11 protein-coding genes are annotated in these 13892 nt (G+C 74.1%); 7 read left to right on the top strand and 4 right to left on the bottom strand.

What is annotated here, in order from left to right; genetic code table 11:
- Window positions 1-127: 127 nt before the first annotated feature.
- Window positions 128-4126, top strand: coding sequence for a glycosyl hydrolase (locus ABTZ58_RS29300; RefSeq protein WP_351363002.1), 3999 nt, complete (start codon window positions 128-130; stop codon window positions 4124-4126).
- A 172-nt stretch (window positions 4127-4298) separates the two neighbouring features.
- On the opposite strand, the gene ABTZ58_RS29305 is transcribed toward ABTZ58_RS29300, so the two are convergent.
- Window positions 4299-5321 carry a LacI family DNA-binding transcriptional regulator gene (locus tag ABTZ58_RS29305; RefSeq protein WP_351363005.1) on the bottom strand — a complete coding sequence of 341 codons (1023 nt, stop codon included), beginning with the start codon at window positions 5319-5321 and terminating at the stop codon, window positions 4299-4301.
- Window positions 5322-5633: 312 nt separating this feature from the next.
- The gene (locus ABTZ58_RS29310; RefSeq protein ID WP_309095713.1) at window positions 5634-6047 is read right to left on the bottom strand and encodes a helix-turn-helix domain-containing protein; all 414 of its coding nucleotides are present in this window, start codon (window positions 6045-6047) and stop codon (window positions 5634-5636) included.
- A gap of 77 nt (window positions 6048-6124) precedes the next feature.
- Here ABTZ58_RS29310 and ABTZ58_RS29315 point away from each other — a divergent pair, with 77 nt between their 5' ends.
- From ABTZ58_RS29315 to ABTZ58_RS29325, 3 genes are read left to right on the top strand one after another with little or no spacing between them, the layout of a single operon-like run.
- On the top strand, window positions 6125-6976 hold the full coding sequence (locus tag ABTZ58_RS29315; RefSeq protein ID WP_351363009.1) for a class I SAM-dependent methyltransferase: 852 nt from the start codon (window positions 6125-6127) through the stop codon (window positions 6974-6976).
- A gap of 51 nt (window positions 6977-7027) precedes the next feature.
- Window positions 7028-7738: a ThuA domain-containing protein gene (locus ABTZ58_RS29320; protein WP_351363012.1), complete on the top strand. Its 711-nt coding sequence runs from the start codon at window positions 7028-7030 to the stop codon at window positions 7736-7738.
- Window positions 7708-8820, top strand: coding sequence for a Gfo/Idh/MocA family protein (locus ABTZ58_RS29325; protein ID WP_351363015.1), 1113 nt, complete (start codon window positions 7708-7710; stop codon window positions 8818-8820). The genes ABTZ58_RS29320 and ABTZ58_RS29325 overlap by 31 nt, the downstream gene beginning before the upstream one ends.
- A gap of 5 nt (window positions 8821-8825) precedes the next feature.
- Here the strand turns inward: ABTZ58_RS29325 and ABTZ58_RS29330 are convergent, their stop codons facing one another.
- Entirely contained in the window at window positions 8826-10304 is a 1479-nt protein-coding gene (locus tag ABTZ58_RS29330; protein ID WP_351363018.1) for a glutamate-cysteine ligase family protein, read from the bottom strand.
- Window positions 10305-10426: 122 nt separating this feature from the next.
- On the opposite strand from ABTZ58_RS29330, the gene ABTZ58_RS29335 reads away from it, so the two are divergent.
- From ABTZ58_RS29335 to ABTZ58_RS29345, 3 genes are all read left to right on the top strand, one after another.
- The gene (locus ABTZ58_RS29335) at window positions 10427-11599 is read left to right on the top strand and encodes an MFS transporter (protein WP_351363021.1); all 1173 of its coding nucleotides are present in this window, start codon (window positions 10427-10429) and stop codon (window positions 11597-11599) included.
- Between the two features lie 142 nt (window positions 11600-11741).
- On the top strand, window positions 11742-12620 hold the full coding sequence (locus ABTZ58_RS29340) for an SDR family oxidoreductase (RefSeq protein ID WP_351363024.1): 879 nt from the start codon (window positions 11742-11744) through the stop codon (window positions 12618-12620).
- A 43-nt stretch (window positions 12621-12663) separates the two neighbouring features.
- A complete protein-coding gene (locus ABTZ58_RS29345; RefSeq protein ID WP_351363027.1) occupies window positions 12664-13392 on the top strand; it encodes a maleylpyruvate isomerase family mycothiol-dependent enzyme in 729 nt (242 codons plus the stop codon).
- A gap of 18 nt (window positions 13393-13410) precedes the next feature.
- On the opposite strand, the gene ABTZ58_RS29350 is transcribed toward ABTZ58_RS29345, so the two are convergent.
- Complete coding sequence (locus tag ABTZ58_RS29350; protein ID WP_351363030.1) at window positions 13411-13806, bottom strand: MarR family winged helix-turn-helix transcriptional regulator; 396 nt, start codon at window positions 13804-13806, stop codon at window positions 13411-13413.
- Window positions 13807-13892: the final 86 nt, after the last annotated feature.

A 13892-nucleotide genomic window follows, 5' to 3' on the forward strand; every position in this document is an offset into this window, starting at 1 on the left:
AGGTGTCGCGCACGGATGCGTGGGATGACGTCGGCGTCCCCCTAACCGTTTCCGGCTCTGGCGTGACTTCCCCAGCTCGCCTACGGTGAGAGCGGGATAAAAACGTTTTAGGGGAAGGACCGCGCCCGTGCTCTCCCCCGCGCTCCGGCAGCTGTTCGACGACCCGCCGCGTGCGTTCGGCCCCACACCCCTGTGGTGGTGGTCGGGCGCGCAGGTCACCCGCGATCGACTCGCCTGGCAGTTGCGGGCGTTCGCGCGGGGCGGTGTGCACAACCTCGTGATCATCAACCTGGCCCCGGCCGGCCCGGCCTTCGGCGCACGGGCCGACGACCCGGCCTGGTTCAGCGAGGAGTGGTGGACCCGCTTCACCGACGCCTGCGAGATCGCCGGCGAACTCGGCACGCGCCTGTGGTTCTACGACCAGATCGGCTTCTCCGGCGCCAATGTGCAGGGGCAGGTGACGCGGCGTCACCCGGAGGCGGCCGGGCTCGCGCTGCGCTGCCGCGCCGTGCGGGTCCACCGGGGCAGGGTTGGCCTGCGCGAGGCCGGCACGCCCCTGGCCGCGTACGATGCGCGGGGCCGGCGCCTCGGCCTCGGCGCGGACGGGGCCGTCGCGGCCGGTGACGGGACGCAGGTGCGGCTCGTTACCGCCGTCCCCACCGCGTTCGACTACCTGAACCCGCACGCCGTCGGCCTGTTGATGGACACGGTCCACCACGAGTACGACCGCCGGGTGCCCGAGTACCTGGGCACCGTCGTCGCGGGCAGCTTCCAGGACGAACTGCCCGGCACGAACGCCTGGAGCCACCGCTTCGCCGAGGAGTTCCGCACCCGGCGGGGCTACGACCTGCTCGATCATCTGCCGGCGTTGTTCGGCACGGACGCCGGGGTGCCGGAGGGGAAGGTCCGCGCCGACTACTACGCGGTCCGGGCGGAGCTCACCGAGGAGGCGCTGTTCCGGCCGCTCGCCGACTGGCACCGAAAGCGGGGCCTGCTGCTGGGCAGCGACCAGAGCCACCCGGCCCGCGCGGGCCACCCGGCGCAGTCGACACAGATCTACACCGACTACTTCCGCACCCACCGCTGGTACAGCGCGGCGGGCAGCGATCATCACGGCGACTCCAAGGTGCACTCCTCGATGGCGCACCTCTACGGCCACGAGCGGGTGTGGATCGAGGCGTTCCACTCCTCCGGCTGGGGCGGCACGCTGGAGGAGACCTACGCCTGGCTGCTGCCGTTCCTGCGCAGCGGCGCCAATCTGTACAACCCGCACGCCAGTTACTTCGGCACCGCGGGCGGCTGGTTCGAGTGGGCGCCGCCGTCCACCGACTGGCGCCAGCCGTACTGGAAGCAGTACCCCGCCTTCTCCCGGGCTGTGGCGCGGATCTGCTCGATCATGTCGTGGGGCGGCTACGCGGCCGACGTGGCGGTGCTGCACCCCACCGCCACCATGCAGGCGCTGCTGCCGCTGGACGCGCCCGTGCGGCACTTCGGCGACGGCCGGCTGGGCGAGGGACACGCCGCCGCCGACGAGACGCAGCGGCACTACCTGGACCTGTGCGGCACGAACAACTGGCTCGCGCCGCACGCCGGTTCCCTGGACCGGCACGGGATCTCCTTCGACGTGGTCGACGACGACTCGGTGCAGCGCGCCGGGATTGCCGATGGCGCCCTGCGGGTCAGGGACCTGGCGTACCGCGCGGTGCTGCTGCCGTCGGCGAGCGTGCTGGAGGAGGGGACGGCGCGCCGGCTGGCCGAGCTGCTCGACGCGGGCGGGCGGGTCGTGGTCGTGGGGCGCCCGCCCGTGACGGCGGCGGGCCGGTCCGGGGACGACTCCGTGGTGGCCGCGCTGAGCGCCCACCGGCGGCTGGAGCGGGTGCCCGGTTCGGAGGCCGCGGCGGCCGCTCTGGCGGACCTGGCCGGGTACGCGACGGGTGAGGTGCCGCTGCTGGTCCGGCGGCGGGGCGGTGAGGGGGTGGCCCTGGTGACGGCGGCCTTCCCGGAGATCGGCCCGCACCCGCTGCGGCCCGGCGCCGCCCCGGCCGCCGCCCGCACGTCGACCGTGACCGTGCGGGCCCGCCTCGCCGGGGCCGAGGTGTGGAATCCGGCGACCGGCTCCCGCCGCGCCGCGCGCGTGACGGTCGCCGGCGACGGCACCGTGTCGGATGTCGAGGTGCCGCTGGAGGGCGCGCCCGCCGTGCTGGTCGTCTGGCGCGAGGGGCGGGAGGCGCCCGTGCCGGGCGGCCCGTCCGCACTGCCGGAAGCACCACCGTCGGCCGGAGTGACCCGGCCGGACGAACCGACCCCGCCGGACGGACGGCGGCCGGGCGGCCGGGTCGTCGACCTGTCGACCGGCTGGCACGGCCGGCTCGTCCCCACCCTGGACAACACCTGGGGCGACTTCGCCCTGCCCCCGGGTGCGCCCGTGGACGAGCCGCAGATCTGGACCATGGAGTGGACCGAGGGCACGGGGTGGGAGCGGACCCGGGCCACCTACGGCAACCGTGTCCGGGTCCTGCCCCCGGTCCCGGCCGACGAGGCTCCCGAACCGCTGGACGCCGCACTCGCGGAGCGGATCCTGGCCGGTGTACTGCCGCTCGTGCCGCCGGAGTCGGGCTGGGACCTCGCGGTGTTCTCGTCGAGCCGCGGGGCGCCGGACCAGGACGGGCTGCTGGGCACCAAGGGGCTGGTGAACGAGGAGTTCGTACGGGTTCCCGTGCCGGGCGGCGGATCGGCCGCCCGGGTCCGGGCGATCGTGGAGACCGGCCGGCGGGGGCCGGCCGAGCTGCACGTGGGCGCGGAGGCGGTCAAACGGGTGTGGTGGAACGGCGAGCCGCTGACCCCGCGGGAGCGTGGGTACGTGGCCTCCGCGCCGGTGACCGTGACCCGTGAACGGAACGTCCTGGAGTACGAACTGTCCGGGGCCCAGGACCGGCCGGCCACGATCTCCGCCACCGGCGGCACACCGCTCGGCAGCTTCTTCTGTCTGTCCGGGCCGGGCGGGCTCGGGCCCCGGCCCCGGTTCATGCGCCTGCCCGGCGGAGTGCGGCCGGACGGCCCGGTGACCTACCGCGCACGGCTGCGGGTCCCGGCCGGCGGCGCTCCGGCGGTGCTGGTCGTGGGGGCCGCGTCGGCGGTCACCGTGCTCCTCGACGGGGACGTGGTGGCCCGGCAGGAGAAGGTGGAGTACTACGAGGCGGACTGGGGCGCCGTCGCGATGTTCTTCCGTCACGCGCCGGTGCTCGGGGCGGGCGAGCACACGCTGGAGGTCGTCGCCACCACCCCGGACGCGGTGTTCGTCGACCTGGTGGTGGGGTCCGGTGCCGAGGCGACGGCTCTGGTGAGCGGCGCCGGCTGGGAGGCCGGGGCGGGGGCGTGGCGGGGCCGGACCGTCGAGGACGAGCGCAGACGCGGGGAGCTGCGGCACTGCCACGCGGCCGTGCGGCCGCACCCGCTGCCGGACGCCGCCTGGCTGACGGGCCGGCCGGTGCCGGACGGCACGGTGTGGCCGTCGCGGACGACCGACGACGTCCGCGCCTCGCCCCAGCGTTTCCGGTTCACCGTGCCCCCGGGAACCGTGTCGCTCCACCTGCCGTCGGCGCTGCAGGCGCGCGTGCGGGTGGGGGACGGCGACGAGGTCTCCCCGGCGGGCGACCGTCTGACGCTTCCCGAGCCCCTGGCGGTGCCCACCCGGGTCGAGGTCGTCACGGAGCCCACGGCGTTCCTGCGCGGCGGCGCCGCCTGGCGCGGGCCGGTGCGGGTGCGGACGGTGCCGGCGCCGCTGCCGCTGGGCGACTGGCGGGAGCTGGGGCTGGGCGGCTGGAGCGGGGGCGTGACGTACGAGCGGGAGGTCCGGGTGCCGCCGGGGCCCGATCCGGTGCTCGATCTGGGACGGGTGCGGGGCAGTGTGGAGGTGTCGGTGGACGGGGAGGCGGCCGGGGAGGCGTTCTGCGCGCCGTACCGCTTCCCGCTGCGCGGTGCGGCCGGGCGGACCGTGCGGCTGGAGGTGACCGTGCGCGGGACGCTGGCGCCGTATCTCGCGGAGGCCACTCCGACGCGGTGGGCCTTCGCATCCCAGCTGGCGTCGGGCCTGTTCGGGCCGGTGACGCTGCGGCTCCCGCCGTAGGCCGTCTCCGCACAGTCCCTCCGTCCGCCCGGATGGCGGCCCCCACGGCGTCCGGTGCGTGCTCTCGGCGTGCCGGACGCGGTCCCTCGTACCGGGTGTACTCGGGACCGGGTCAGGTGCGACGGGAGTGCGTGCCGGGGTCGGGGAGCAGGGGGGACGGTGCGGACCCGGCCTAGGGCCGGTCGGCGGGGGGGCGGGTGGAGTCGCGCAGGACCAGGCCGGGTGCGAAGACGCGGGTCTCGTGGACGTGGTCCGCGCGGGCCTCGATCTCGTCGAGCAGCATCTCCACGGCCGCCCGGCCGAGGTCCTCGACCGGCTGCCGGACCGTCGTCAGGGTCGTCGCCCCGAAGTCGGCGATGTCCAGGTCGCCGTAGCCGACGACCTGGACGTCCTCGGGGATGCGCACGCCCCGTTCGGTCAGGCCACGGCACAGGCCGGCGGCGAGGAAGTCGTTGGTGCAGAACACCCCGTCGGGCAGTTCCTTCAGGCCGCGGGCGATCTCCGTGCCGTACCCGACGGTCATCCGCTCGGCGACGACCTGGTCCAGTCGGGCCGCGCGCCGGCTGCGCACGGCCTGCCGGGCGCCCTGGTAGCGGTCGGCGCACTGGCGTATGCCGCGCTCGCCGTTGACGACGAGGATGTCGCGCGCCCCCCTGTCGAGGAGGTGCTGGACGGCGATGCGGCCGCCGGCGATGTCGTCGACGGAGGCCGAGCAGCCGTCCCGGTCGGGCATGGCGCGGTCGGCGAGGACCAGCGGGATGCCCCGTTCGCGCAGCCGGGCCAGCCGGCCGGGGTCGGCGCCGAGCGGCACGACGACCACGCCGACCGCCCGTTGCCCGGCGAGCATGCCGAAGTAGCCCTGTTCGCGTTCCGGGTCGTCCCCGCTGTGGCACAGGACGAGCGAGTAGCCGTGGTCGTAGGCCGCGTCCGCCGCGCCCCGGGCGATGCGCGCGTAGAAGGAGTTGGTGACGTCGGGCAGCACCAGACCGATCGCGCTGGCCCGTCCGGTGCGCAGTCCGGCGGCTCCGGGGTGGGGGAGGTAGTCGAGTTCGGCGACGGCGACGCGGACGCGCTCGGCGGTGCGGGCGTTGACGCGCTCGGGCCGGTTGAGCACGTTGGACACCGTGGACACCGAGACGCCGGCGGCGGCCGCGACGTCCTGGATGCGGGCGGGGCGTGCCGGAACGGCGTCCACCCCCTCGCTGTTGCGGCCGTGCGACCAGGCACGACGGTGACCTTCCCGGGCGCCGCAAGTATAACGTGGAACGTTTTTCGCCGGACGCGGATCAGGGCCGCGCGGTGGCCGCCCCGCTCGGTGCCTCCGCCCCGCCGCCGATGCGGATCCCCCTTGGCCTCCTCGCCGGCCGCGCCGAGCGGGATCACCCTCGCATCGTCGGCGATCGAGCTGTACAGGAGCACGACCAGGAAAGAGTCCGCAGCCGCGGTCGGGGCCGCGGGGACCGGGCAGAAGCGCGGACCAGGACCGGACCAAGCCCGCGGCGGTCCGTCAGCGGCCGGGCACGTGCCGTCCGGGCGCGGTCGCCTCCTCCAGGAGGCGGCGGAAGGTGGGGCATTCCAGGTGGCTGGGCGCCGGGCACGCGGCCGCATGCCGCAGGGAGTCGCGCAGCGCGCCCAGTTCGCGGATCCTGCGGTCCAGTTCCTCCGCCTTGTCCGTGAGCATCCGCCGGTCGATGCGCGGCCGGCCGTCCGGTGCGAACATGCGGCCGATCTCGTCGAGCGAGAAACCGGCCGTGCGGCCCAGCGCGATCAGCGCCAGCCGCTCCAGCACACCCGGGTCGTACTGGCGGCGCAGGCCCCGCCGGCCGGTCGAGGCGATCAGCCCCTTCTCCTCGTAGAACCGCAGCGTCGAGGCGGGAACCCCGGCGCGCTGCGCCACCTCGGCGATGTCCAGCTCCGTCATTGCCTTGACCTCAAGTCGACTTGAAGTAGAACGCTGTCATCCCCGTTCGACGAAGGCAAGCAGGAGGAGCGACGACCATGAACGGCCCGCGCAGGAGCGACGACGAACAGGCCGCCCGCTGGAACGGGCCCGCGGGACACGCGTGGCTGGATCTCCAGGAGGTGCTGGACGGGATGTTCCGGCCCTTCGAGGAGCTGCTCGTCGAGGCCGTGGCGGCGCAGGGTGCGGCCGGCGTGCTCGACGTCGGGTGCGGCACGGGCGGTGTCACCCGGGCCGTCGCGCGACGGGTCGGTCACTGCGTCGGCATCGACCTCTCCGAACCGATGATCGGCGCCGCCCGCGAGCAGGCCGAACGGGGGGGCGTACCGGCGGTCTTCGTCCGGGGCGACGCGCAGGAGCACGCGTTCGAGCCGGCCGGTTTCGACGCCGTCGTCTCGCGCTTCGGCGTCATGTTCTTCAGCGATCCCGTCCGGGCGTTCACGAACCTGCGCGGTGCCGTCGCGGACGGCGGCACCCTGCGGCTCGTGGTGTGGCGCGGTCCCGAGGAGAACCCGTTCATGACGACGGCCGAGCGTGCCGCGGCGCCCTTCCTGCCGGACCTTCCGCCGCGCCGGCCCGACCAGCCGGGGCAGTTCGCCTTCGCCGACCCGGAGCGGGTCCGCCGGATCCTGGCGGCCGGCGGATGGGCCGGGATCGAGCTCCGGCCGGTCGACGCGGTCTGCACCCTGCCCGAGAGCGAACTCGAGCGCTACTTCACCCGGCTCGGGCCCCTCGGCATGATCCTGCCCGAGGCGGACGAGCCGGCCCGGGCGCGCGTCGTCGACACGGTCCGCCCCGCGTTCGAGCCCTTCGTCGAGGGCCCGGAGGTCCGTTTCACCGCGGCCTGCTGGGAGGTCCGCGCCCGGGCCGTCCCCGCGAAACTTTCGTGAGGCACTGCCCCCTTTTCGGAGCCCGGGTGCCCCGCGCATAGTGAGATCACGATGACGCAGAAGAGAGCGCTGGTTGTCCGAGGCGGTTGGGAAGGCCACGAGCCGGTCAAGGCGACGGAGCTGTTCCTGCCCTTCCTCCGGGACAACGGATACGCCGTCCGGGTCGAGGAATCGACCGACGTCTATGCCGACACCGCCGAGATGGCCCGCACCGACCTCGTCGTGCAGTGCGTGACGATGTCGCAGATCACGCCCGAGCAGCTGGCCGGACTGAGTGCGGCGGTCGTCGCCGGCACCGGTTTCACCGGCTGGCACGGCGGCATCGTCGACTCGTTCCGTTCCTCGGCCGACTATCTCCTTCTGGTGGGTGGCCAGTTCGCCACCCATCCCGGGAAGGAGCCGTGCGAGCGGCGGGGCGAGGCGGCGGACAACTTCCTGCCGCACACCATCAGCCTCACCGAGGCCGGCCGGGCCCACCCGGTCACGGCCGGTATCGAGGACTTCGACCTGCACACCGAGCAGTACTGGGTGCTCCACGACGACCTCGTCGACGTCCTGGCGACCACCACGCACCCGGTCCGGCCGTGGCAGCCCTGGCACCGGCCGGTCACCTCGCCGGCCGTCTGGACGCGCCGCTGGGGCGCCGGGCGGATCGTGGTGACCACCCCCGGGCACAGCATCGACGTGCTGGAACACCCCAGCGTCCGCACCATCATCGAGAGGGGCATGCTGTGGGCGACGCGCACCGCGTCGGCGTCGTAGGGCTCGGGGTCATATCCGGCGCCTATCTGAACACGCTCGCCGGCCATCCCGCCGTGCGCGTCACCGCGGTCGCCGATCTCGACGCCGCCCGGGCGGCCACGGCCGCCGCCGCGCTGCCGGGTGCGCGGGCGCTGACCGTCGAGGAGTTGCTGAGCAGCCCGGACGTCGACACGGTCCTGAACCTCACCACGCCGGCGGCCCACGCCGGGATCGCCCTCGGGTCGATCGCCCACGGCAAGCACGTCTACGGGGAGAAACCCCTCGCGGCGGACCTGGAGGAGGCCCGGGCCGTCATGGCGGCCGCCGCGCAGGCGGGCGTCCGGGTGGGGTGCGCGCCGGACACCGTGCTGGGCACGGGGATTCAGACGGCCCGGGCGGCCGTGGCGGCGGGCTCCGTCGGCCGCCCCCAGTTCGCCTCGGCCGTGATGGTCACCCCGGGCCACGAACGCTGGCACCCCCACCCCGACTTCTACTACACGGCCGGCGGCGGCCCGCTGCTGGACATGGGGCCGTACTACCTCTCGGCCCTGGTGCATCTGCTGGGCCCGGTGCGGGCCGTGACCGGGGCGGCCGGCCGGCTGCGCGCCGAGCGGGTGATCGGTTCCGGGCCGCGCGCGGGCGAGCGGATACCGGTCGAGGTGGACAGTCATGTCTCGGGTGTCCTGGAGCACGTCGACGGCACGCTGACGACCCTGACGACGAGCTTCGACGGGGTGGCGACCACGGCGGCCCCGATCGAGGTGCACGGCGAGCGGGGCAGCCTCTCGGTGCCGGATCCGAACCGCTTCGACGGCGAGGTACGCCTCCACGCCCTCGGCGACACGCAGTGGCGTGCCCTGCCCGTGTCGGCGGGCTACGAGGACGGGGCACGCGGCCTCGGCCTGCTGGACTTCCTCGCGTCCGGCGGGCGGCGCGCGAACGGCGAGGTCGCGCTGCACGTGCTGGAGACGATGACCGCCCTGCTCCGTTCCGCGACCGAGGGACGGCGCGTGGAGCTGACGACGTCGGCGGCGGTGCCCGCGCCCGTGCCGCTGACGGCGGCCGCGCACTGGAGGGGGCAGTCCGCCCCCGGTCGCGCGTGAGCCCGTCAGTCCACCGGCCAGGTGTGCGCGGGCGCGTTCATGTGCATGTAGTCCATGTACGTCCTGGTCATCTGCCGCAGCGCCTCGCGCCGGTCGGAGACGCCGGCCTGCTCCAGGTGGTGCACCGTCTCCGTCTGCCACAGCGCGCCGTTGCGGGCGGTGACGCAGCGCTGCTCGATGATGCCCAGCAGCGGTTCGCGCCACGCGGCGTCCAGGCCGGCCAGCTCCAGGCCCCGGTGGGCCAGGGGCAGCAGACGGCGCAACACCAGTTCCGTGACGGGCACCTCACCCACGCCGGGCCAGTACAGGCGGGCGTCGATGCCGTCGCGGGCGGCGGTGTGCAGGTTCTCCTCGGCGACCGAGAAGGACATCCGCGTCCACACCGGCCGGTCCTCGTCGACCAGGGCGCGGGTCAGGCCGTAGTAGAAGGCGCCGTTGGCGATGATGTCGGCCACGGTGGGCCCGGCGGGCAGGACCCGGTTCTCGATGCGCAGGTGCGGGCCGCTGTCGGTGACCGCGTAGACGGGGCGGTTCCAGCGGTAGATCGTGCCGTTGTGGAGGGTGAGTTCGCCCAGCCGCGGGACGCGGCCGTTGTCGAGTTCCCGTTGCGGGTCCTCGTCCTCGCACAGCGGCAGCAGGGCCGGGAAGTAGCGGACGTTCTCCTCGAAGAGGTCGAAGACGCTGGTGATCCAGCGCTCCCCGAACCACACGCGGGGCCGGACGCCCTGCGCCTTGATCTCCTCGGGGCGGGTGTCGGTGGCCTGCTCGAACAGGGGGATGCGGGTCTCGCGCCACAGCTCCTTGCCGAACAGGAAGGGCGAGTTCGCCGCGAGGGCGATCTGCACGCCCGCGATGGCCTGGGCGGCGTTCCAGTACAGCGGGAAGTCCCGGGGGGCGACCTGGAGGTGGAACTGGGTGCTGGTGCAGGCCGCCTCGGGGGTGATGGTGTCGGCGTACGTCGCCAGGCGCTCCACGCCGTCGACCGTGATCCGCAGGTCCTCGCCTCGCGCGGCGAAGATCTGCTCGTTGAGCAGCCGGTAGCGGGGGTCGCCGGAGAGGGCGGCCTCGCTCACGTCCGACTCCCCCAGCGTCGGCAGGATGCCCACCATGATCAGGTGGGCGCCCACGGCCGAGGCGCGGTCCTCGGCGTGGTTGAGCGCGTCGCGGATGGCCCGCTCCCAGTCGCCGGGCCCGCCGGTCGTCAGCTCCCGCGGCGGGATGTTGATCTCCAGATTGAAGCGGCCCAGCTCGCTGGCCCAGGCCGGGTCGGCGATCGCCCGCAGCACGTCGGTGTTCCGCATCGCCGGCAGCCCGTGGTCGTCGACGAGGTTGAGCTCGATCTCCAGCCCGACCCGGGGGCGCTCGCTCTCGAACCCGGACTCGCTCAGCATGTGCGCCAGCACTTCCAGGTCGGTGTGCATCTTCTCCCGGTAGCGGCGGCGGTCCTCGCGCGTGAACACCAGGGCCGGCACGTCACGTCCCATCGTGCCCTCCGGGGCTGGCTCGGCGGATGCGTACCGTCCAAGCCTCGCACCTTGTCCCCGGCCCCGCACCCACCTAGCCTGAGTTTGTGCCGCAAATAAACAAATCCCGAACGCACAGTGCCGTGCCGGGCAACGGCGACTCCCTCACCCGACTCCGTGCCGCCCTCACCGTCTTCTTCGCCCTGGACGGCTTCGTCTTCGCCGGCTGGGTCGTCCGGATCCCCGCGATCAAGGAGCAGACGAACGCCTCCGCCAGCGCCCTCGGTCTCGCCCTGCTGGGCGTGTCCGCGGGAGCCGTCGTCACCATGACCCTCACCGGGCGGCTGTGCCGTCGCTACGGCAACCACCGGGTCACCGTCGTCTGCGCGGTGCTGCTCTCGCTCAGCGTCGCCCTGCCCCCGCTCACCCACTCGGCCCTCGCGCTCGGCCTCGTCCTGCTGCTCTTCGGCGCCGCGTACGGCGGGATCAACGTCGCCTTCAACAGCGCCGCCGTGGAACTGGTGGCCGCGCTGCGGCGGCCGATCATGCCGAGCTTCCACGCCGCCTTCAGCCTGGGCGGGATGACCGGCGCGGGGCTGGGCGGGCTGGTCGCGGGGTCCCTCTCCCCCATCCGGCACCTGTTGCTGCTCACGGCCGTCGGGCTGGTGGTGACGGCCGCGGTCGGCCCCACGCTGCTGCGGCACGAACCGCCGGCGCCGCCCCGGCGGGAGCGGGAGGACGCCCCTCGCCGGCTGGACGGCCGCACCCGGGCCCTGGTGCTCGTCTTCGGACTGATCGCCGGGTGCACCGCCTACGGCGAGGGGGCGCTGGCCGACTGGGGCGCCCTGCACCTGGAACAGGACCTGGGCGCCTCCGCGGGCGCCGCGGCCGCCGGCTACTCCTGCTTCGCGCTGGCGATGACGGTGGGCCGGCTGACCGGCACGACCCTCCTGGAGCGTCTGGGGCAGACCCGGACCGTCGTCGCCGGCGGCACCACCGCGGCGGCCGGCATGCTCCTCGGCTCCCTCGCCCCCTCCCTGTGGGCGGCCCTGCTCGGCTACGCGGTCACGGGCCTCGGCCTCGCCAACCTCTTCCCCGTGGCGGTCGAACGGGCGGGCGCGCTGGCCGGGTCGAGCGGCGTGGCCACGGCCTCCACCCTGGGCTACGGCGGCATGCTGCTCGGCCCGCCCGCGATCGGCTTCATGGCGGACTGGTTCACGCTGCCGGCCGCGCTGACCAGCGTGGCGCTGCTGGCCGCGGTCGCGGCGGCGGTCGGCGCGCTGGTGGGCCTGGCCACCCGCCGGGCCGGCGGCTGACCCCGAGACGGCCGTCCGGGTGAACGACGGCCCGGAACGCAATCAACCCCGGCGCGGAGGTCGGCACCGTCGTGATCCTGGGTACCCGTGGCCACGTCCGATGTGATCACCGGGCCGTACGTCATCTCCAGGAGGAAGACCCGTGACCGAACAGCAGCACCCCGGCGAGCAGCACCCGAACCCGGAGTTTCCCTCCCAGGACCAGCCGCACCCGGGCTGGACGGGGCCCATGGACCCGCCCCCGGACCACGGTGAGGAGTCCTACCGCGGCAGCGGGCGGCTCGACGGCCGCAAGGCCGTGATCACCGGCGGGGACTCCGGCATCGGCCGGGCGGTGGCCCTGGCGTTCGCCCGCGAGGGAGCGGACGTGCTCTTCACCCACCTCGACGAGGAGAAGGACGACGCCGCCGAGACCGTCCGGCTGGTGGAGGAGGCCGGCCGGCGCGCCGTGGCCGTCTCCTGCGACATCCGCGAGGAGGACAACTGCCGGGCGCTGATCGAGCGTGCGGTGGACGAGTTCGGCCGGATCGACATCCTGGTGAACAACGCGGCGTACCAGATGTCGCAGCCCGACGGCATCGAGGCGATCTCCACCGAGCAGTTCGACCGGGTGATGCGCACCAACCTGTACGGCATGTTCTGGCTGTGCAAGTTCGCCCTGCCGCACATGCGCGAGGGCGGCAGCATCATCAACTCGACCTCGGTGCAGGCGTACAAGCCGAGCCCGCACCTGCTGGACTACGCGACGACCAAGGGCGCGATCGTCACCTTCACGCAGGGGCTGGCGCAGATGGTGATCGACCGGGGCATCCGGGTGAACGCCGTGGCGCCCGGCCCGGTGTGGACGCCGCTGATCCCGGCGACCATGCCGGACACGCAGGAGTTCGGCAAGCAGGCGCCCATCGGACGGCCCGCGCAGCCCGCCGAGATGGCGCCGGCGTACGTCTTCCTGGCCTCGCAGGAGGCGTCGTACATCACCGCCGAGATCGTCAACGCCACGGGCGGTACGCCGCTGCCGTAAAACCCTCCGCGGGTCGCGCGCCCCGTGCGGCAGACTCGGCGCCATGGAGACCGCCGAGTTCCTGCGAGCGCTGGAGACCGAGGGAAGGCTGCTGGCCGTGGCCGCCGAGCGGGCCGGGACGGACGCGAGGGTGCCGACCTGCCCGCGGTGGCGGGTGCGCGATCTGCTGCGGCACACGGGGGCGGTGCACCGCTGGGCCGCTTCGTACATCACCGAGCGGCACACCGAGCACCGCCCCCTGACCGAACCCACCGGTCCGGACGGGACGGAGCTGGTGGCCTGGTACCGCGAGGCCCACCGGCAGCTGGTCACCGCCCTGGCCGGCGCTTCGCCCTCCCTGGAGTGCTGGGCCTTCCTGCCCGCGCCGTCCCCGCTGGCCTTCTGGACCCGGCGGCAGGCGCACGAGACGGCCGTGCACCGGTTCGACGCGGAGTCGGCGCGCGGTGGCGAACCCACCGCCGTCGCGCCGCGGTTCGCGACCGACGGCATCGACGAACTGCTGCGCGGCTTCCACGCCCGTACGCGCAGCCGGGTACGCACCCCCGAGCCGCGCGTGCTGCGCGTGCGCACGGACGACACCGACGCGGTGTGGACCGTACGGCTGTCCTCCGGGCCGCCTGTGACCGAGCGGGGCGCGTCCGGGGAGGCCGAGTGCGAACTGTCGGGACCCGCCGGGGAGTTGTACCTGGCGTTGTGGAACCGCGTTCCCCTGCCGTCGGTCACGGGCGACCGGGCGCTCGCCGAGCTGTGGCGGAAGACGTCGGCGATCTGACCGGTCCGCCCGTCCGGCTCAGCCGTCCGCGAGCATCCGGGCCAGCACCGCGCGCTGCACGGGCAGCACCTCGTCGTGCAGCGCGCGTCCCGCGGCCGTGAGGGAGACGCGTACGCCCCGCCGGTCCTCGGGGCACATGCAGCGCTCCACGAGACCTTCCTTCTCCAGCCGCGCGATCAGGCGCGAGAGCGCGCTCTGGCTCAGGTGGACCCGCTCGGCGATCTCCTGCACGCGGTAGGCCGGGGTGCCCCTGGGCGTGCGGCAGCGGGCGAGGACGTCGAGCACCTCGAAGTCGCTGGCACACAGACCGTGGTCGTGGAGCGCGCGGTCCAGTTCGCACTGGGTGCGCGCGTGCAGCGCCAGGATGTCGCGCCACTGTTCCACCAGCGCCTGTTCGGCCTGCTTCGCCGTCATGCGCGGCACCGTAACAGAGAACCGAGATTGTTGCACCTGAATTAAATGCACTTGCATTCCATGCATGCGCATGTAGCCTCTCGGGC

It is taken from the genome of Streptomyces sp. NPDC094143, assembly GCF_040303825.1.
In the GTDB taxonomy this organism is placed as follows: domain Bacteria; phylum Actinomycetota; class Actinomycetes; order Streptomycetales; family Streptomycetaceae; genus Streptomyces.